At 41.7% G+C, this 21,538-nt stretch carries 12 protein-coding genes and 8 pseudogenes; 4 read left to right on the top strand and 16 right to left on the bottom strand.

The window, feature by feature from the left end; all coding sequences use genetic code 11:
* Positions 1-179: 179 nt before the first annotated feature.
* Positions 180-914, bottom strand: a complete 735-nt coding sequence (locus TT11_RS12695; protein WP_261870714.1) for a D-Ala-D-Ala carboxypeptidase family metallohydrolase — start codon at positions 912-914, stop codon at positions 180-182.
* Positions 915-1,410: 496 nt separating this feature from the next.
* Between TT11_RS12695 and rodA the strand changes: the two genes are divergently transcribed.
* Positions 1,411-2,553 (top strand): rod shape-determining protein RodA, encoded by a 1,143-nt coding sequence (gene rodA, locus TT11_RS12690; RefSeq protein ID WP_261870713.1) that lies wholly within the window; start codon positions 1,411-1,413, stop codon positions 2,551-2,553.
* A gap of 1,108 nt (positions 2,554-3,661) precedes the next feature.
* Positions 3,662-4,003: pseudogene (locus TT11_RS17375) on the top strand (septal ring lytic transglycosylase RlpA family protein); the annotation flags it as partial.
* Positions 4,004-4,164: 161 nt separating this feature from the next.
* Here the strand turns inward: TT11_RS17375 and radA are convergent.
* From radA to TT11_RS12625, 12 genes and pseudogenes are all read right to left on the bottom strand, one after another.
* A pseudogene (gene radA, locus TT11_RS12680) lies at positions 4,165-5,621 on the bottom strand (DNA repair protein RadA).
* 373 nt (positions 5,622-5,994) lie between these two features.
* Positions 5,995-6,704 (bottom strand): annotated as a pseudogene (gene lptB, locus TT11_RS12675) (LPS export ABC transporter ATP-binding protein).
* Between the two features lie 143 nt (positions 6,705-6,847).
* Entirely contained in the window at positions 6,848-7,336 is a 489-nt protein-coding gene (gene lptA, locus TT11_RS12670; RefSeq protein WP_179799007.1) for a lipopolysaccharide transport periplasmic protein LptA, read from the bottom strand.
* A gap of 158 nt (positions 7,337-7,494) precedes the next feature.
* The gene (gene lptC / locus TT11_RS12665; RefSeq protein ID WP_057760443.1) at positions 7,495-8,079 is read right to left on the bottom strand and encodes an LPS export ABC transporter periplasmic protein LptC; all 585 of its coding nucleotides are present in this window, start codon (positions 8,077-8,079) and stop codon (positions 7,495-7,497) included.
* Positions 8,076-8,642, bottom strand: coding sequence for an HAD family hydrolase (locus TT11_RS12660; protein WP_179798947.1), 567 nt, complete (start codon positions 8,640-8,642; stop codon positions 8,076-8,078). The genes lptC and TT11_RS12660 overlap by 4 nt, the downstream gene beginning before the upstream one ends.
* Positions 8,643-8,719: 77 nt before the next feature.
* On the bottom strand, positions 8,720-9,712 hold the full coding sequence (locus TT11_RS12655) for an SIS domain-containing protein (RefSeq protein ID WP_261870712.1): 993 nt from the start codon (positions 9,710-9,712) through the stop codon (positions 8,720-8,722).
* Positions 9,713-9,931: 219 nt separating this feature from the next.
* A pseudogene (gene hfq, locus TT11_RS12650) lies at positions 9,932-10,458 on the bottom strand (RNA chaperone Hfq).
* Positions 10,459-10,785: 327 nt separating this feature from the next.
* Positions 10,786-11,951: pseudogene (gene miaA / locus TT11_RS12645) on the bottom strand (tRNA (adenosine(37)-N6)-dimethylallyltransferase MiaA).
* An 82-nt stretch (positions 11,952-12,033) separates the two neighbouring features.
* The gene (gene mutL / locus TT11_RS12640; RefSeq protein WP_261870711.1) at positions 12,034-13,776 is read right to left on the bottom strand and encodes a DNA mismatch repair endonuclease MutL; all 1,743 of its coding nucleotides are present in this window, start codon (positions 13,774-13,776) and stop codon (positions 12,034-12,036) included.
* A gap of 99 nt (positions 13,777-13,875) precedes the next feature.
* Positions 13,876-14,406 (bottom strand): tRNA (adenosine(37)-N6)-threonylcarbamoyltransferase complex ATPase subunit type 1 TsaE, encoded by a 531-nt coding sequence (gene tsaE, locus TT11_RS12635; protein WP_261870710.1) that lies wholly within the window; start codon positions 14,404-14,406, stop codon positions 13,876-13,878.
* Complete coding sequence (locus tag TT11_RS12630) at positions 14,406-15,026, bottom strand: 6-carboxytetrahydropterin synthase (protein WP_261870709.1); 621 nt, start codon at positions 15,024-15,026, stop codon at positions 14,406-14,408. Before TT11_RS12630 ends, tsaE begins: the two co-directional genes overlap by 1 nt.
* A 625-nt stretch (positions 15,027-15,651) precedes the next feature.
* Positions 15,652-15,984: a YnfA family protein gene (locus TT11_RS12625; RefSeq protein ID WP_261870708.1), complete on the bottom strand. Its 333-nt coding sequence runs from the start codon at positions 15,982-15,984 to the stop codon at positions 15,652-15,654.
* 221 nt (positions 15,985-16,205) lie between these two features.
* Here TT11_RS12625 and htpX point away from each other — a divergent pair.
* Positions 16,206-17,123 (top strand): annotated as a pseudogene (htpX, locus tag TT11_RS12620) (protease HtpX).
* Positions 17,124-17,188: 65 nt separating this feature from the next.
* Here the strand turns inward: htpX and TT11_RS12615 are convergent.
* The 3 genes and pseudogenes from TT11_RS12615 to TT11_RS12605 form a co-directional block, all read right to left on the bottom strand.
* On the bottom strand, positions 17,189-17,728 hold the full coding sequence (locus tag TT11_RS12615; protein ID WP_261870707.1) for a ParB/RepB/Spo0J family partition protein: 540 nt from the start codon (positions 17,726-17,728) through the stop codon (positions 17,189-17,191).
* Positions 17,729-17,936: 208 nt separating this feature from the next.
* Positions 17,937-19,118, bottom strand: a complete 1,182-nt coding sequence (locus tag TT11_RS12610; RefSeq protein WP_370587852.1) for a saccharopine dehydrogenase family protein — start codon at positions 19,116-19,118, stop codon at positions 17,937-17,939.
* Between the two features lie 369 nt (positions 19,119-19,487).
* Positions 19,488-20,727: pseudogene (locus TT11_RS12605) on the bottom strand (carboxynorspermidine decarboxylase).
* 99 nt (positions 20,728-20,826) lie between these two features.
* Here TT11_RS12605 and TT11_RS12600 point away from each other — a divergent pair.
* A pseudogene (locus tag TT11_RS12600) lies at positions 20,827-21,491 on the top strand (DUF924 family protein).
* Positions 21,492-21,538 lie beyond the last annotated feature (47 nt).

The following is a 21,538-nucleotide window of genomic DNA, read 5'->3' as shown; positions in this document are numbered from 1 at the left end:
TTTAAAGGCCAAACAAATTTTTAATGAACTCATGCATCTATCCTATGAATCCTACCAAATAATTACAAAATTATTATTTTTAGTAAACACCGGAATAGTATATATAAAAATGAATATATATCTAGCGTTATCTCGGCTAACTTTATAATTATTTGAATTCTCGATTCTTGATAAATCAATTAATAGCGGCAAGAAGAGGAACTACTAGCGTGATTGAACCCCCACTTACGATAACCATCCGTATCTAAATGAATCGCACCTGTCGCATACAATCCTAAGCCAAAGTTATAAGGCTGTCCTTGATACTGCCAAAACTGGCATAAGCCATCATGCATGGTACTCAAGCGCCATGAGTTATCTTCGTACTCAGGCACCCAAATATCCATAGCGCTTGCATTCATATGCTTACTACCATCTGCCCCGCCTGCACAATCATTCAAACCTGGGTTACGATATACCGAACGTATCTCACTACTAAGTGGTAAAATACCTTGGTTTTTCAACTCACTATAAAGACGCAATGTTGGTACAATGTTAGACCATAGCTCTTGAGGCGGCAGTTGATATGGTTCATACCCGCACTTACTCCAACTACGGGCAGTCGTCAGCAGTTGAGACAATGGTGGTACATTCTGTGATCCAACTCGTGCGCTAAGATAACGCTCATACTCTGCTACTTGTCTGGCACGATAGCTATTGCTATTTAACCATGCATTAAAGTCCATATTCATAGAATCGTTATAAGCACCATTATAGGTGTTGTTTGCTGTACTATAAGTAGTACCGCGTCTCACTACATTCACACGTTTGTTTTCTTCAATAGACAACCTAGCATCAATTTCGAAATCACGCTGTTTTTGTATAATCAAGTTTTGCATACTGTCGCCATTTGATGCATTCGCACCACTCAACATGGTGACACCAGGACGCTGATATGAGCTGTTGGTAGAGGGCGTTATATAAGCATTACTGTTATTGCTTGTACTGCTACTTTGACGTATTTGAATACGGCGTTCACTATCGTCACTGATAATAACGGCATGAGCACTGACACTGCCAGCACATAAGATAAGAGTAATAATAGGTTGGCAAATTTGCTATACGCATGGATTTTTGATTTTATCATTGCAAGAAACTACCGCTAAAAACGTTTTATCGATACTATCAAATTTTCAACAAGCAGGCTAAACTATCGCTTCTAATTTGAAGTCCAATATTGATAATTAACACTTATCCTTACAACTTTTATAATTGAGTGACTTTATTATTATTTGTGAATTATATAGCCATTGCGTGCACGCATATTTTTATTAAAGTCGGTACTTTTAAGTACGCTTTTCATCATTATTTATAATGAGCTAATTTAGTTAGTACTTCCCTCCTACACCAATTGTTAGCCAAATTCTGCCTATGTCTTCTAACCCGCAATATCGTTTTTCACGTCAGAGCCATCATATGGGTCAAGGTCATGCACCGACACTATGGCAACGCATTCATATCGACCCATGGTTAACTTTACTGTTATTGACGGTTTGTTGTATTGGTCTGACGATTTTATACAGCGCCGCCAGCCAAGATATTGGTATGGTTATTCGCCAAATGGTCAGTTATGGGGTGGCATTTGCTGTGATGTTTACCATGGCGCAGATACCACCCAGTCTCTATCGTACTTTCACGCCTATATTTTATGTCTTAGGGCTTATATTATTAGTACTGGTAGATATTATCGGTGAAGTCCGTATGGGTGCTCAACGCTGGATCAATTTGCCTGGGTTCGGTAGTGTGCAGCCTTCAGAGTTCATGAAGCTGGGCATGCCAATGATGTGTGCTTGGTTTTTGTCTAAGCGTGATTTGCCACCGTCAGCGTCTAGCATTGCTATTACCTTGGCATTAATCATTGTACCGGTGCTATTAATTGCTAAAGAACCTGATCTTGGTACATCACTACTGGTCGCTGCCAGTGGCATATTCGTGCTTTTCCTAGCAGGCCTTTCATGGCGATTGATTTCTGCTGCTGTAATTTTAGCTGTACCATTTATTGCTTTTGCTTGGAACTTTTTACTCCACGACTATCAGCGTACGCGAGTATTGACACTCCTTAATCCTGAAGCAGATGTACAAGGTGCTGGGTGGAACATCATTCAATCGAAGACAGCCATTGGTTCTGGTGGCCTCACTGGAAAAGGCTATCTGGAAGGCACGCAATCACACCTACATTTCCTACCAGAAGGCCATACTGACTTTATTATTGCCGCCTTCTCCGAAGAGTTTGGTTTACTCGGTGTGATGCTACTGATGTTCATTTATTTCTGCCTTCTTTCACGCGCCTTATATATCGCTTTCACTCATCCTGATGTTTATAGTAGATTGTTGGCTGGTGCTATCGCTATGTCTTTCTTTGTTTATATATTCGTCAATGTCGGCATGGTTGGCGGCATTTTGCCTGTCGTAGGTGTTCCACTACCATTTATTAGTTATGGGGGTACGGCTATCGTGACTCTGATGGCAGGATTTGGTCTACTCATGTCTATCCATACACATAAATCCGGCTAACTTGTATAATATACTTTCTGTATAATTCGTCTTTCAAGTAAGTCGTTATAATAATTATGGTAGTACCATTAAGATAAATTGTTTTGTACTACTAATGATTTGATAAAAGACAATGAGCCATAGCGCGAAGAAGAGTTTTATTCTTCGCGTTATGGCTTTTTTTATTTTGATGCTCTTCATATAATATATGTTCGTATCAATCACTATAATAGTTACAAATCCGAAATAATTGTTCGTTTTAGTGCCTCTTATTTTTAATAGTAAATAGACATAATTTTCAATATGAGTTAATCGCCTATAAGTTCAGAAAGATTTTATTCCTTGTTTTTTTACAAAAAATTGCGTTAACCTCGTTTTACTGTACTCTGATACATAACCCGTACATAGCTACTAATAAACTTTGCATTTAAATATATTTAGGTTGTAGCGTAGCCGTATAGTTAGCATCTTGTAGATTCCAGACTTTCAAATACACTACTTAATTAACGGTTTGATAACAAAGCGATACGCGATGTCCTCTGAACCTTTTATTAACGTAGCACTCTAAAGAAGTTTGTAGATCGCACATCATGTAAATACAACATATAGTGACATTGTCACTCAGTCCTGATTTTGGACTTTGTATTCAATGCTTATCGCTAACTATCATTTGAGCGTATCATCAGTCACTTTAGCTCTATTTCTGCTGAACACTGATGATAATGAAATGAAAAATTACCATATATTAATATCTATAAGAGCCGCTCATTAATCAATATGAAAACAATAGATTAATGCCATGCTCAATCTAAAATATTTAGAGTTAGGTTTTGATGTATAAGTTATAGAGGTATTTATGAACAAGCGTTTATCTGGTTTACTTACAATGTCAGCAATGTTATTTGCTGGCTCTGCAGTCGCTACCAATGCAAATGCTGTAGAAGCAAAGACCACACTTGCTATGATTTCGCAAGATAACGCCTCCCACATTGACCGTGTACTTGGTGAACTAAGCCGTCAGCATGATGGTGCATCAAGTTTGGTAAAGTCAGCCCGTCAGCCGACCTCATTGGCACTTAGCAGCTCATTGTTAGCCAATGATACGACACAAGTTACCAATGATGAAGATGTATTAGAGCGCCTAACAGCTGTTGCCTCTAACTCTGTCAGTAAATTTAAGCAGACTGGCCTTGCGTCTTGGTATGGTCGTAAGTTTCATGGTCGCAAGACTGCCAGTGGCGAAACTTTCGACATGAACGGTTTAACTGCAGCGCATCGCTCATTACCATTGAACTGCTATGTCAAAGTCACTAACAAGACCAATGGCAAAAGTGTCGTGGTAAAAGTGAACGATCGCGGACCATTCCATGGTAACCGTGTTTTAGATTTATCTTATGGTGCGGCCAAAAAACTCGGTATTACAAGCAAAGGCGTGGGTAACGTTGCTATTGAGCGCGTTGCAGGACCTTAATTTTAAGTATCGGTTTTAGAGACCAATAATATTGCTAGCCCATATAGCAAAAAAAGCCTAACTAATCATTAGTTGGGCTTTTTTATGGTTTATATTTATCGTTCCAAACTAATAGTAGCGACTGAACTATTCAAAACAAAGTACTATTAGTCCTATGTACCTTATAACTCAAATGCGCTTTCGATAGCATCATCGAGTCGCTCAACAGCAATCACGTTGATACCTTTAAACTGAGGCGCATCCTTAGCAGGTGCATTGGCCTTTGGAATGATGGCATGTTTAAACCCATGTTTCATCGCTTCCTTTAGGCGCTCTTGTCCGTTAGGTACTGGGCGTATCTCACCTGATAGACCCACTTCGCCGAATACGGCTAATGAAGATGGTAATGCTTTCTCTTTAATGCTTGAAGCACAAGCCAACAGTACAGCCAAATCAGATCCTGTCTCTATGACTTTGACACCACCAACGACGTTGACATAGACATCTTGTCCACTGGTATGTATCCCGCCGTGACGATGCATCACTGCTAGTAACATGGATAAACGCTGAAAATCTAGACCCAGCGCCATTCTTCTAGGTGAGCCTTGTGAATCATCGACCAAGGCTTGCACTTCTACTAGTAACGGCCTTGTACCTTCACGACTGACCATAACCACAGAACCTGCAACAGGTTTGTCATAACGACTTAAAAATATCGCTGATGGATTGGCGACTTCTTTGAGCCCATATCAGTCATACCAAAGATGCCTAGTTCATTAACCGCACCAAAGCGATTCTTGACCGCACGGATCATACGAAAACGTGAGTCAGACTGGCCTTCAAAATAAAGTACGGTATCAACCATATGCTCCAATACTCGCGGACCCGCTAGCGTACCTTCTTTGGTTACATGTCCTACTAAAAATAGCGCTGTCCCTGTTTGCTTAGCATAACGCGTCAAAATCGCTGCAGACTCCCTAATCTGACTGACACCACCTGGTGCAGAGTTAATAGCATCTGTATAAATAGTCTGAATAGAATCAATAATAGCGATGGCTGGCTGCTCTTGCGTTAATGCAGCGCAAATGGTTTCTACGTTAGTTTCGGCCAATACACGCAGTCTATCAGCAGGCAAGTCTAAACGTTTGGCTCGCATGGCCACCTGTGCAAGTGACTCTTCACCCGTCACGTATAATGCACTACCTGCCAATGAATCAGCTCGTGCCATATTGGTCGCGGTTTGCAGCAAGATAGTTGATTTACCAATACCCGGATCACCACCGATTAACACTACGGAACCCGCCACCAACCCACCACCCAGTACGCGATCGAACTCACTGATACCGGTTGGTAGGCGTGTGTCGAGCGTCACACTTACCGCATTAAGCGGCATGACAGCACTGTGAGTACCAGAGTAGTTACCAGCTGGCGCGCTGCTACCACGAGTAGCAGCTCGTGCGTTATTAGGCTTAGCGGTGCTCTTATTATGATGGGGCATGCTGACATTTGGGGCTTCGACCAAGCTATTCCATTCCCCGCAATCCGTACATTGCCCGGCCCATTTACCAAAATGAGCACCGCAATGCTGACAGACATAGCTGCTTTTATTTTTTTGCCATAGCTTATAAGCCTTATTCAGAGGATCAATCGAGAATAATGAAGAAAGTATTGTCACGCTTTATAAGCGCTGATTCAAAGATATTTGTTATGATAAGTCAGCCATTAGTTTTACAAGCTATACTTGAAAGAAGATGATATTAATTGTAGAGATGTTAATTGTAGATATAAGTAGTAACTGGCTTACAGGCTCTATATAGAATAGTGTTAACCAGCTCTATTAGTTAATTAGAAAACATAAAACTGTTGGTATAAATTTTACACAGCGTTTGGAAAGCAGAATGCATAGGAAGTAAGGAAAATCCATACCAGCATAACTCTACTTTAACGGCACCTTTTTGTTTTGAGCGCACTATATAACATAGAGTATGAGATAAGAAATTTAACGCTCTCACTTATACTTGAAAGTCTTTACCTAGATAAACGGATTTCACTAAATCATTTTCTAATACTTCAGCTGAAGTGCCTTCTGCAATGATAGCCCCTTCTGATACGATATAAGCCTTTTCACAAATAGCCAGTGTATCTCGAACATTGTGATCCGTGATTAAAACGCCAATGCCGCGATTTTTAAGCGTCAAAATAACGTCTTTAATATCACCGACAGAGATAGGATCCACCCCTGCAAAAGGCTCATCCAATAAGATAAACTTAGGATCAGCGGCCAATGCTCGCGCAATCTCACAGCGACGACGCTCACCGCCTGATACGCTCATACCCTGAGACTTGCGCACATGTTCTAAATGGAACTCGCCAATCAACTTTTCAAGTTCTTGCTGCTGTTCAGCTTTACTTAATTCTGTACGAGTCTGTAGGATAGCTAAGATGTTATCCTCAATAGACAGTTTACGAAAGATTGACGCCTCTTGCGGTAGATAACCGATACCCGCACGCGCACGCTCGTGCATTGCTATTTAGATAAATCCATTTTACCTAGCGTAACGCGGCCCTTATCCATATTGACCAGTCCCACCACCATATAAAAGCTAGTCGTTTTACCAGCACCGTTAGGCCCCAACAGTCCGACGACTTGACCCTGTTCGACAGAAAATGAAACGTCTTTGACTACCCAACGCTTTCCATAGCGCTTGCCTAAATTTTGCATAGTCAATCGAGCGACAGGCGCCGTATTGGTATTTGATGCCGATAGGTCTAGATTTTTATCATCGCTCATAACTTACTCTTACTTTCACAAAATTTAAGCATTGCTAAAGGCAGACTTATTTACTCATAGCCTGTTTATTTGGATTAACGTACGCCACTCTGATTTGTACCATTGTTAGGCGGGAATACCAGTTCAACGCGCTGATTGCCGCCAGCGGTTGCTTCAACATCACCTGCTTTTAGGCTATAACGAATGACGTTACCAGCGAAGCTTGCACCATTCTGAACCAACTTTGCATTGCCAGTTAGCGTAATAATCCCAGACACTGCATTGTAGTCAATCTTATTAGCCTGCCCTTTTGCCAAGCCCTTTTCTTGCGTGACTACTTGCTGCATAGTCGCTGGACGGCCAGTTGCTACTGCTGAGTTAATGCTACGCTGCTGAGAAAGATTGACCGTGATGTTGTCAGCCGTCATCTTAAACGTGCCTTGAGTGATAATGACATTACCTGCATAACTGGTCACGCCGGTACGCTCACTATAAGTGGCTTTATCCGCTAGCAATTTAATCTGCTGATTAGAATCTGATGGCAACGCATGACTATATAGCGGTAGCGCCAATAACATCACCATTGGCAGTGTGCGCAATTTATGCAAGCAGAGTGCTGATGCGCGTAAAGTAGGCAAAAATTTAAGTTTCATATAAATAACTCATTTCATAATAGGTGGTAGGATTTGCAAACTTTATGCTAGCTGCTATTTTTTGACACAGTAAATAAGAAAGACTTTGATTAAAACAATGCTTTATCTTGGCGTTCAGATGGAGAAAAGGCAACAGCCACTTGGCCAAATTCATACTCACCCGTCTCAAGATTGGCAGTCATACTAGAGGCTTCAAATCGATTCATGCCTTGTTCGATTTTCACAGGCGCGTCACTGTATACTTTGCCTGATTTCGTATTACCTTTTAGCGTACTACCAGTCACTTTTATTGGTTCGATATCAGGAGTACTCTTATTGCCTTCGCTCACCAGTGTAAATCCACCTGATAAACTAAGCTCCCCTGTCTGTTGACTAATAGCTGCACTGCCCGCTTGAATACGATAGCGTTGCTCTGCAGATGGTTCCCAATTCATGGTAATGCCTGACATTTCATCCTGATTGGTCTCAGGATTGTGCGTCAAAGATTCAGCAGTAAGCTCGTATTCGGTTTCACCTTGTTCATTGGTCTGTACGGCTTTGATATCAGTGGCTTCATAATCGACATCTGTCGTTTCAATATTGACTGGCGGCGTTACGTCGCCTTGCTGCTGAAAAAACCAACCAGCTATACCCGCAATAATTAAGGCTAATACAATTAAGACACGTGTATTCACGACTGTTTATCCTGAGTTTGCGCCTCATCAAGCGTGTAATGCGCGATAAAGTCTTGATAATGTCCATGTCCTTTTAAAATAAGGTCACATATCTCGCGCACTGCACCAGTACCGCCAGCACGAGTCGTTACCATGTCACTGCGCTTGATAACTTCAGCATGCGCGTTAGGTACGGTTGCCGCGAATCCTACTGTTTGCATTGCTTTGATATCCGGTAAATCATCGCCCATATAGGCACAGTCGGCAGCAGTGATATTCAGGGCAGGATCTAAAGACGATAGCAGCTCGTTTAATGCGATTAATTTATCATCACGGCCTTGAACCACATGGTTGACGCCCATTTCTGCTGCGCGCTTATTCACCATTGCACTACTACGACCGGTAATAATGGCTGTCAAAATACCGTAACGGGCTAAAGACTTAACACCCACACCATCATGTACTGAGAACGCTTTGGTCTCAACACCATTGGCATCATAGATGATTTGACCATTGGATAAAATACCATCGACATCCATGACCAATAGTTTTACTTGTCCGGCTTTCTGTATCAAGTCCTGCATTATTTGTCTCTTTTTAATATTTATTTTCGAAGCGTTATTCTATATAGCTTAACTATTTCAACGGCAACTCACAAACCTTATTTGACCCCAGCTTGTAGCAAATCATGCACGGTAATAATAGCTTCTAAACGATCTTCATCATCAATGATCAATAACTGGCTAATACCACTTTCATTCATAACACTTAGCGCATCTGACGCACGCATCGTTTTACTAATATGGCGTGGATTGCTGACCATCACTTCATGCATTGGCGTTTGTAGATCGATGCCTTTTTCTAACCCTCGGCGTAAGTCACCATCTGTGAACACACCGACGACCTTATTGTTATCATCAGTCACTACTGTCATACCCAAGCGACCAGCAGACATGGTAAATAAAGCTTGTTGCAATGGGGCTTGCTGATGAATCAAAGGCAAGTCTTCTGAATTGGTATGCATCAAATCTTCAACACGCGTCAATAGCTGACGACCCAGGGCACCAGCAGGATGGGATAATGCAAAATCTTCAGAAGTAAAATTACGTGCGTGTACTAAAGCCACTGCTAACGCATCCCCGAGCGCTAAAGTAGCTGTCGTACTGGAGGTAGGCGCTAGATTAAGTGGACAAGCCTCTTGCGACTGACCGAGCGTTAATACAATGTCAGCTGCTCGTGGTAACATACCGCGCTTATCACGACTGATACTGATAAGAGGAATATTTAGATGTTTGACCACTGGTAATAGCATCTTGATTTCATCTGACTCACCTGAGTTTGAAATAGCAAGCAGCACATCACCTTTCACAAGCATTCCCAAGTCGCCATGCCCTGCTTCACCAGGATGCATAAAAAAAGCAGGCGTACCAGTTGAGGCAAAGGTCGCTGCAATCTTGCGTCCAATTAGCCCTGACTTACCCATGCCTGTAACTACCACTCGACCCTTACAAGTCAGGATGATGTCACATGCTTGGGCAAATCTGTCGTCAATCTGCTCTGTTAGTAGTGCTAACGCAGATATCTCTGTGTTAATGGCCTCGATAGCAGTGGTAATAAATTGCCCATGGGTTAAGTTGTTTTTGGTATCACTCATGAATCCGCTCTATTTTTATAATGAATCAATACGCTATTTTACTACACTATGTTTAATATTAGTAATGGTCTACAAAATCTACACTAATATAGTGCTTTATACTGAATAAAGAGCTTGCTGCTATTTATACAAAAAAACCCACTATTATCAGCAGGTTTTAAACGAATAAATCATGTCTTAATGTTTTTTTCAGACAACGCGCTCGATTAATGCGATGAGTTAGCTATTGTTATCATTAGAACCATCGTTTGGCTTATCTTCGAAGCCTGTGTTATCTGCCGTGGCATCAAACCCACGATCTTGACCAAAACCACCACGCTCAAACCCGCGCTCTTGACCTTGACCAAAGCTACCGCGTTCAAAACCACGATCCTGACCTTGGCTAAAACCACCACGATTAAATCCACTACGACTCGATGCAAATCCGCGCTCTTCAAAGCCGCCAGCAGCAGGATTACTACCACGTTCAAAGCCACCGCCTTGATATCCAGTCGGTGCTGCGCTCTGAGGCTGACACTTGTACCTGTCGTTGTGCTACTACGTGGGTTACGTGCTGGCACGACTGTTGAAATGGCATGCTTATATACCATTTGGCTCACTGTATTTTTCAGGAGAACGACATATTGATCAAATGATTCAATTTGGCCTTGTAATTTAATACCATTTACCAAAAAAATAGAGACAGGAATGCGATCTTTGCGCAGCGAGTTCAAGAACGGATCTTGTAAAGTTTGTCCTTTTGACATGAAATCTCTCCTAAATATTATATAGTTATGTTTTGAGTGCCAATTATTTTAAGTGTTAATTTAATTATAATGGCTAAAAGGTAGATACAATAAGGTGTTTTCTTTATAAAACGTATCTAAATAAATATTCGTTGCTCTTAAGTGATTCCACTTTATCGCGAATACGTTATTATTGTAAATAATTAAGTAACTGGTTGTTTCGTTAATGATTTCTGCCTACAAAAGTTCATAAACCAGATATCATAACAATGCTCAATGCACTGAGCCAAATTATAACAGCTATCTATGTCAATTTTTGAAACTAATTGTGTTGGCTATCATTGCACTTTAAGACAAGTACTCTCGTGCTTCGGCCATGGTTTCAAACGTTTGTAATATCATACGACTGCTAGCATCAGTCCCACTCTCAGGTTCTGCTATGCCATTTGATGATGCACTGGGCAATTGCATTACCTTTCTTAGCCATGTGTACTGACGTTTTGCTAGCTGTCTTGTAGCATATAATGCCTTATTTTGCATTTCCTGACAAGCAAGCGCCTCGGTCTCTTGGTTAGCCATATTTGGTTGAGTAGCTGACTGAGCAACATTATCTGAGATTTCTTTTTCTCCGTTGACAGCTGTATGCTTTCCAAAAGCTTCATAAAATTGAGCTTTATCTAGATGAGTCTCATCAAATATCGGATGCTCAATATGCACCAAGTATTCTAGTACTTGCCTGTAGCCCACACAGCGCATCGAAGGTATATTAGGCGTGAGCGGATACTTTTTTAGTAAGTCTATGACTTCAGCCACTAGCCTTCATTCCACATGATATCTAGACGTTGTTCGATACGATTATGTAGCCATGGACGATCTGGCATTACTGATAGCGCATGCCATTGCTGATTCGGATTATGTGCCAATGCTTGCTTTGGCTTGCGCTGCCAGTCACTTATTGGAATATTTGTTTGTAAATAGACTTCAACTGCTCGCGTGATACGCTGAGTATCAGTAGCATTCAAACGCTCATGACTTATAGGATCTATACTCCCCAAATAATCATATAGAGCGCTAATACTTTCCTCTCGACGCCACTGCTCTACGCGCGCCCGTACGCTGTCATCGCTATCGGGCACAGGAGACAACCCATCGAGTAGCGCCATGTAATACATCATGGTGCCGCCTACTAATAATGGTATCTTGCCATTTCTATGACACTCGTCAATAAGGCGAGCGACGTCACTGACAAACTCAGCCACACTATAGCTTTGCATAGGATCAATGATATCGACCAAATGATGCGGATAACGCGCCAGCTCAATCGCTGTTGGCTTGGCTGTGCCAATGTTCATGTCACGATATATCAGCGCTGAGTCCACAGAAATTAATTCAAAACGACCTGTATCGTATAGCTCGTACGCCAGTGACGTCTTGCCGCTAGCAGTTGGTGCCATAAGACAAACCACGCTATTATCCGTCAGTTTGTGAGGTAGGCTATCAGACGAATGTTGCATAAAGTGGCCTTTCATAATATATGGATAACTCAGATATCAATTGGTTTAATTGCTTTAAGATGTTGTAATTATTTTCAGATATTCAGGATAGCATTAGCTTTACTAAGCGATAGCTATCTATCGTCTTGATAGCATTGTTCATGATTATTTCAGTAAGATCATTCGCAAAAACCATTGAATCTTGCGCAGACATTTGCGCATTGACCGTTATAAGTTGCTGATTAAACTCAGTAGCACTGTTTGGCAATCTATCTTTTTTGAATACTTGCTGACTAGAGGTAAGTGATTCAAATAACTGGCTTACTTTAAGCTGCCAATCTTTAGCACTTATCAGTACACACTGCCCTTGGTGATAAAACAACAGCCAAGGTAGCTTTTTCTCATCTATGCTTGAATCGATACCGACAACTTCTACATCGTTAATAATATCTAAGCAAATTGGCAAAGATGCAGAGATAGCTGCTACAGCGGAATAATGTGACGTGCTATTGTTACTATTGTTACTTTGGTCTGATCGTTCATTGATATGAAATCGCAATGACTCTTGCAATGAAGGATTACTTGAAAGCGATTGGTTTGCAGTAGACTGATAAGACTGTCTAGTAGATTCTACTTGGTTATTCTGCCTTCGGTTATTGCTAGACTGACTACTCGAGATGGGTGTTTCAGAAAAACGACTTTCATAAGCATCTTCGTTTGATAATTCTACAGATATGTATTGGCTGTCAGTTTCTGGCTTCGTTACAGATTTAGAGGCAGACTCAGACCCAAATTTAGCTACATCAATCGTTTTCAACTGCGCACGAATTGTATGATCTAAGTGCGCCATAATATTATTTAACGGACTGATTTTGATACGTTGTTTAGATGGATGCACATTGATATTTAACCATTGAGTTGGTAAATCAAAATACAGTGCATACCCCATACCTGCTAGCTGCGCACCTTGTGCCAGTTGACGTATTTGATTGCTAATCAACGCTTCTTTTACCAGTCTGCCATTTACATAAATCAGCTTGGGTAAGTCAGATTTATCATAATGTAGCGGCCATAACCAACCACTAATCGCTGCCTGATTAACATTGTTATCATCGTATTCTACAGGCGACTGTACCAGACTCGACAAATCTATCGATATTGCTAATGCATTATCTGTCAATGCCATACCAGTCGCTTGTTCCAACCGCGGCAGTGGCAAGCGGCTGTCATTGCTGTCATTGTTACCACTAATACTCGTAGCACTTGCAGATAATGATAGCCGCTGTTTATTGTCATGAAAAAGTGTCAAAGCAACATCGGCACGCGCCAGTGCGACTTCACGAACGATCGTTTCAATATGACCGAATTCAGTAGCAATAGATTTTAGGTTGCCACGGCGGGCAGGCACGTTAAAATATAAATCTTTTACGACAATCGTGGTACCGCGGTTATGGACAACTGGTAACAGTTTCGGTGTGTCATCTAATACGCCAGCGACCTGTAATTGACGGCCAATGCCACTATCATCATGACTACTGATTAAGGTCAAACGCGAGACAGCAGCCATCGCTGCTAATGCTTCACCGCGAAAACCCAACGTCGTAATACCATGCAAATTAGCAACGTCAGCAACCTTACTGGTCGCATGACGAGTGATGGCCATGACCATGTCATCAGGATGAATACCAACCCCATTATCCACTACCTCAATCAGACCCATACCACCTTGAGTGATGCGCACCTCAATATTGGTCGCACCAGCATCGATGGCATTTTCCAGCAACTCCTTGACCACCGCTGCTGGACGTGTCACCACCTCACCTGCTGCTAATTGATTGATTAGCAACGGCGATAGTTTTTTTGATGCGGGTATTAGGATGATTATCTGGCATAGATAGATGTCATATTTTTGGAAAGTAGCGATTGGTGTAATTTAGATATTCATTTAGATGATAAGTTGCGATAGATCCAAGCCCTGCGCTTGACCTGCCTTTGACACTCTCAACTGCACTTGGCGAGCTTCAATGTCGTTATCATCGCTTACACTTTGAGTCATATCAATGAATAACGTAGGCGGTGGCAGATAGCTATCAGCGCGGCTAGCCCATTCGATGATGACTAACGCCTCAGGCTCATCCAGATACTCGTCAAATCCAATAAAAGACAACTCTTCTGGATCTTGCAAACGATATAAGTCTGCATGATAGACTGGCTTGGTCGAACCATCTTTTCGATGAATACTATAAGGCTCAATCAAGGTATAGGTTGGACTTTTTACCGCACCTGTATGACCAAGCGCTTGTAACCAATAACGCGTTAGTGTCGTTTTACCAGCACCCAAATCCCCAGCCAGCCACACGCTGCCTGTTAGCGGCAATGTCGCTAATTGCTCAGCCAATGATTGAGTATCTTGCTCAGAGTTTAGTATCAGAGTCTTTAAGTATTTGTCATTTTCTATAGATTGACCATCCCACATTAGACTGAACCTGCCTGTACTTGCTCTGTCTGTACCTGCATGGTCACAGTTGGATTGTTAAAGCTTTCACCGCGTATCAGCTTGGCATACAGCTCAGAGTCAGTCCACTCAGCACGAACCTGCTCACTGAATTCAAAGTCCTCTAAAACCAGCTTACCCATTTGATCGTTTGCAACATCATCAGCAAAACACTGCGCGTAACCCGTCGCGGTTTCATGGGCAATCACTGAGTAAACGCTGACATCTGCTTCGCCGTTTCGCATTTGTGTCTGACGTAGTATTTCTTGTGCCCAAAAGAATATCACTCGTGAAAACTGTTCTGCTGACGGTGATACCGGCAAGCTTATCCAACGTGCGCTAAATTTCTTACACGCTGCGATATACTCAGGATCATCTTTATTCCAAAAACAAATGGCATGATCAAAGCTATCAATAATGTCTTTGATGGAAGATTTTAGCAAACCAAAATCATAGACCATTTGCCCATGGTCTAAACGAGTGGCTTCAAGGATCAGCTCGATCTGATAGCTGTGACCATGAATCGAGTGCTTGCAACGCTCAGAACTACAGTTACGAACGATGTGAGCATTTTCAAATTTGAATAGTTTACGAATACGCATAATAATTTGACCAAAACAGTAAGCACTATGGTGCTAAATGTTAATAAATAAGAGTTTGCCGCGTTTATGAATCGGTTTATGACGCATTATAGCAAATCGCCATGTATCCGTAAGTAAGCACTTATTAATACAATGATTGATTGAACGAATCAATTGATGAACTAGGACTAACCGTATTGGAGTTGCTCGTCATTCTGCGCAGAGAACACTTAGCGAAAACCATAAACGATTTGAACGATAATGGAATCGTAGACGAATTGTGCGAGCGCTATCTATTACTAAAGCTTAAGCCTATACTCTATTCAGTAAACAGCTATGTTAGCTGTATTCACACTGTCTTGAATTCGCTTAACTTGGCGTAATGAGTAGTGTGCTGTAAAAAAAGGAAACGATTATGAGCAAAGGTCAAGATAGTAAGAAAAATGTTAAGAAAAAACCCCTTTTGACTGCTAAAGAGAAAAAAAGCTGCCAAACAAGCCAAGAAAGACGACAATGGTAGTATTTTAGGCAAACATTAATAATAAATACATCAATATGCCAATCTGACCTAACCGTTCGATTGGTATTTTTTGATTCGTCATTGGCTTTTAGCTAAGCACTGTCTTTAATTAAGCTTAGGTTTTTATTAAGCTCCGCGCGGTGCAAACATAATAATCGCCATTCCTAATAGCGCAACTACCGAACCCACTATGTCCCACATAGTTGGTCGTATACCATTGACCGTCCACAACCACAAAATCGCCATACATATATAAACGCCACCATATGCCGCATAGACCCTGCCCCCAGCAGTCGGATGTAATGATAGCAGCCAAACAAACGCGACCAAACTCAGCGTACCAGGTATCAGTAGCCAGATTGACTTGCCTTCTCTCAGCCACAGATAAGGCAGATAACATCCTGCAATCTCAGCCAATGCAGTAAGCGCAAATAGCCCAACCGTCTTTAATTCTGTCAAAAATTACTACTCCTCATCTTCTACTTTTCTAATCTGCTAAAACCAGCCAGGTATTGTACGGCATTCCCCAAAATAATCACCCTATCTCTGTCACCACTTATAAAAAGCTATTTTTTCTAACATTACGGTCAAAATCACAGTAAAATCTATCATAACAAACAAACCTCTTAGATAACCGTCTATCGAGGCCATACCGACATTGTAAATAGGAAGTTAGCATCATGATGCGTATTGGATTATTTTTATTAACCAACTTAGCAGTGATTGTGGTATTTAGCATTGTGTTTGGTATTTTATCGAGGTTTTTTTGGGATTGGCGGCGTGCACAGCGCAGGTGGTCTTAACTACATTAGCCTTGCCGTTATGTGTGGTATCTACGGTATGGTCGGCTCGATGGTGTCGCTATTTATATCAAAATGGATGGCCAAAAGATCCACTGGTACGGTAGTCATAGAATCGCCACGCACCGCTACTGAGCAATGGTTAGTTGATACAGTCGCCAAACAAGCACGAGCCGTAAATATCGGTATGCCTGAGGTTGGTATTTTTAATAATTCGCAGCCAAATGCCTTTGCGACTGGCTGGAATAAAAATAAAGCACTGGTAGCGGTTTCGTCTGGTCTACTACAAAATATGAATCAAGATGAAGTCGAAGCCGTATTGGCGCATGAGATTGGTCATGTGGCTAACGGTGATATGGTAACCCTTGCCCTCATTCAAGGCGTGGTCAATGCGTTTGTAATGTTCTTTGCACGTATTGTCGGTAGTTTCGTTGATCGTACTGTGTTTAAAAATACCAGTGATCGCCCAGGTATTGGTTACTTTATTACCAGTATCGTAATGGATATCTTACTTGGGTTTTTAGCGTCTGCTATCGTCATGTGGTTTTCACGCTTACGTGAATTCCGTGCAGATCAAATGGGCGCAAAGCTTGCCAGCCGCGAAAAAAAATGATTAGGGCGCTTGATGCGCTTCGTCCTTCTGCACAGCGACCAGATCAAATGCCTGAGAGTATGAAAGCATTTGCGATCTCATCAGGACAAACGCAAGGCTTTAGTATTGCCAACCTATTCCGTTCACACCCAACGCTTGATGACCGTATTGCGGCGTTGAGAGAATATAATCCTAGTGAAAGGTGATGAAGAAAACATAATTACGCTGTCATAAAAACGCTTATATAGCGTACAGTGTGTATTTCACTACTCTAGCTAATCCAATCTATTTCCATGAGTTTATCGATTTCTTTTCTATACTTTGGCTCTACATAAATAGGAATATACTTCTCCCCTAATTCTTTTGCAATAGCATACCGGTGATGGCCACCCTTCAACATGACCTCACCGATAAGGTGAGGTTTTACCAGTGGCGGTGATATAGGTCTCTTTTCAGATAAATAAACAATCAAATATGCCAGTCTACTTTTATACCCTACCGTCCACAACTCACCTTCATCTCTACGGCTAAAATGACATAGTTTTTTATCTAGAGCATCTAATTTCACCGTTCCCAATATAAAGCCTTCTGGATAGCGAGTTTTAAAACTTGATTCATTTTCACCATCTAAAGAGAAGCGTTGACCTTCTTTTGATAAGTCCCAATTAAAGGTGATAGGTGGCCAATCTGAAGAATCTGTTTCTATATACTGACTTGCTTCATTTAATATTCTTGAGCGTAACTTATATTTGTCCTGATAAACCTCTAATGTTTCACCTGCTATAGCAGCAAAAACCTCGTCCATATCCATATTTAATCCTATTTCTCAAATATCAGGCGGGCTTCATAAATCTTATTCGTTATATATTAACATTGAAAACATCAGCTCTCGATCCTCGTTAGTAGTATCTAATCATCCCATGAAAATAGTGAATCAAGCTTCTCTTTTTTTACAATACAGCCAGACACAAAAAAAGCCTATCTATAAAAGACAGGCTTTTCTAAATAACATTTGCTATTTAAATATCAAACTCAAGTGCTCTATCACCTTCGCTATCTTTAATACGCGTTGGCAGACCAATCTTATTTAGTAGATTGATAAATGGCTTAGCATCTAGCTCTTCGACATTGACCATCTTGCCTGCATCCCATTCGCCAGTTGCGACCAGTATCGCAGCAGCAACAGGCGGCACACCTGCGGTATACGAGATACCTTGGCTACCAACTTCATTGTAAGCATCTTTATGATCTGAGACATTATAGATAAACACTTCCGTCTCAACGCCATTAATCTTGCCTTTTACTTTATCACCAATGCAGGTCTTGCCTGTATATTCTGGTGCCAGCGAGCTTGGATCTGGTAGCACCGCCTTCACGACTTTTAGCGGCACCACTTCTTGGCCTTCAGCCGTCATCACTGGCTGCTCAGAAAGTAATCCTAAGCTCTGTAGCACGGTGAAGACATTGATGTAGTGCTCACCAAAGCCCATCCAAAAACGGATGTTTGGCACATCTAGATTGGCTGACAATGAATGCACTTCATCATGACCACTCAGATAGCTGTTCTGCACACCCACAACTGGCAAATCATCCGTACGTTTGACTTCAAACATTTTGTTAGACTGCCACTTGCTGTCTTGCCAAGAGTAAACCGTACCGGTGAATTCACGGAAGTTGATCTCTGGGTCAAAGTTAGTCGCAAAGTATTTGCCATGACTGCCCGCATTGATATCAATGATGTCAATATCAGTCACAGATCCTGCATCCATCATGTCATAACCCAAGCGTGCATACGCATTGACCATACCGGGATCAAAGCCTGCACCTAAAATAGCAGTGACATTATTGTCTGCACAGCGCTGTTTGCGTTGCCACTCGTAGTTGTTGTACCACGGCGGCGTCTCACAAATCTTGCGTGGATCTTCGTGAATAGCCGTATCTATATATGCCGTGCCTGTTTCAATACAAGCTTCTAGTACGGTCATATTGATAAATGCCGAGCCAACATTAATAAGTATCTGTATTTTTGTGTCTTGTATCAGCTGCACGAGTGCTTGGCTGTCCATGGCATCGACCTGATGTGTATGCAAGACTGCAGCCTGCTTAAAGCTGTCTTTTTCTTTTACGCTCTGCGCGATGGCATCGCATTTGTCTTTGGTACGTGAGGCGATATGGATCTCGCCAAGCACATCATTATGCATCGCACACTTATGCGCGACCACTTGAGCGACACCGCCTGCTCCGATGATCAGTACGTCTTTTTTTGTTGGGCTTAGCTTGTTGGTTTGTGTTCAATGAACAATCCTCCTTTGTGTCCCTGTCGATACCATTGATAGCGGCTATGCAAAACAGAAACGAGTGAATGATATGCGTGAATTAAAAAGGAAGACCGAGGAAAACCCACGCACCCGTCGGGCAAATAATACTCCATTATTTGCCCGACGCGATTATAACAATTTTTATTCCCTTATCGGTAAAAAATAATGTATCAATAGCAGATACCTTAAAATCACCTATTATTAAGACTAAGCCTTTGTTTTCTAATGTAGAAAAGGCGCGAAAGTATCGCGTTAAGACAAGCTGGCTTTATAGTCTTGATAATCGAACTCACGTTGGATATCGATACTGCCATCCAATCGGCGGATGACTATCGCTGGCATGTTGACACCGTTGAACCAGTTTTTCTTGACCATCGTATAACCGGCAGCATTACCAAAGGCAATCTTATCACCTATCTGAAGATTACTCGGTAATGCATACTCACCAAAGATATCACCTGCCAAGCAAGAACGACCATAAATAATAGTATGGTCTGCTGACTCAGCATTCGCTTCAGACGGTGCAGCTTCTGCAGGATTACCGATAGGCGCAATATTGGCAACTGTCTGGTTAATCGCGGCAATCGGTGCGGACTCACGATAAATCAATAGATCAAGCATATGCGCTTCGATAGAAGCATCGACGACTGCTAGGTTTTTTTCGTTATGCATGGTATCCAATACAGTAGTTACCAACGTGCCTGCACCATGAATACTTGCCTCACCTGGCTCAAGATAGACTTGCACGCCATAGGTTTCGCTAAACGCTTTCAAACGTGCAGCCAATTTTTCTAATGGATAACCAGGAGCGATAAAGTGGATACCGCCGCCCAAACTCACCCACTCAAGCTGCGCCAAAATATCACCAAATCTAGCTTCGATATCTGCCAAGCTTTCACTAAAGGCTTCAAAGCTGTCATTTTCGCAATTGTTATGAATCATGACGCCAGTGATATCGCCAAGTACCGCTGCGATTTTCTCTTTGTCATGCTCACCAAGACGGCTGAATGGACGCGCAGGATCAGCAATCAAAAACGATGAGTTGCTGGTCTTTGGATTGAGTCGTAGACCTACAGGTATATTTTGCGCGGCGGCTTGTGCTTTAAAAGCGTTGAGCTGTGAGATTGAGTTAAAGATTATTTTATCCGCATAGTTCAGTACTTCAGGGATTTCATCTGCACTATAGGCGACGCTATAAGCGTGCGTTTCTTTTTTATCGCTGCTACTGGCATCATCGTTATTACCAAAGTTCATAGCCCAATCTCACTTCATTAAGTGAAGACGAAGTCGTGCCATGCAGATAAGGCTGCATCACATCAAAAACACCCCATGTGGCAAAGCATTTTAGTGCCAACAATGCTTTTGCACCAGACAGCTCACATAGCCTTGCGATGATTTTCATATTGGCAACGATGGCCGCTTCATCAAGCACGTAGTAAGGCGTTGGTGGCAATGTCGCGTTGATAGAATTCTCTAGATTTTTTGCATTCATAATAGATTACCTAATAGACACTCTGCTGTTGCTATCTTGACAGACAGATATAAATATTTGCGCTATAGTAGACTAAATTCATCATAATTAGAATATCTTATGGCACTCTCAACCGATTATTCCACCTCAGCCAGTCGATCCCATTCATCACAATTGGATCCGAAAAACATAGATTTGACTTATCTAGATCCTGATGCGCGTGCCGTGTTGGATTTTTGGTTTGATAAAAACAATGAAGCGTACTGGTTTGAACAAAACGATCGTTTGATAAGCAGATACAAGATAAGTTTGGCGACATTTGGCATGCAGCAAAGCAAGGCGAATGTGTCACTTGGCGTATCGCAGAGTCCTCATTAGATGGTAATAGCTCGATAACGGCGTTGGCAGGACGCTTGGCAGAAATTATTGTGCTGGATCAGTTTTCACGCAATTTATGTCGCGGACAAGCAAGTGCATTTGCGCAAGACGGTATGGCATTAGCACTCGCCCAAGAAGCCATTCAACAGCCTTATTTTGATACGCTACCGATGCAATGGCGTAGATTTATTATCATACCGTTTATGCACTCTGAATCGGCCATGATTCATAAGCGTTATCTACCGCTATTTGAGCAATTAGATGATGCAAATACATTAGATTTTGAACATCGTCACAAACAAATCATCGATCAATTCGGGCGATATCCACATCGCAACGAGGTACTAAATCGCGACTCAACCGAAGATGAAAAAAACTTTTTAAAACAGCCTAATTCATCGTTTTAAGCCACATTTCTAGTATTGCATTAAGATAATCAAAGTTATTATGCAAA

Origin of the sequence: Psychrobacter sp. JCM 18901, from assembly GCF_000586435.1 — a bacterium.
Classification (GTDB): domain Bacteria; phylum Pseudomonadota; class Gammaproteobacteria; order Pseudomonadales; family Moraxellaceae; genus Psychrobacter.
Note: the sequence above shows the minus strand (reverse complement) of the source record. Positions and strands in the feature narration are given on the sequence as shown.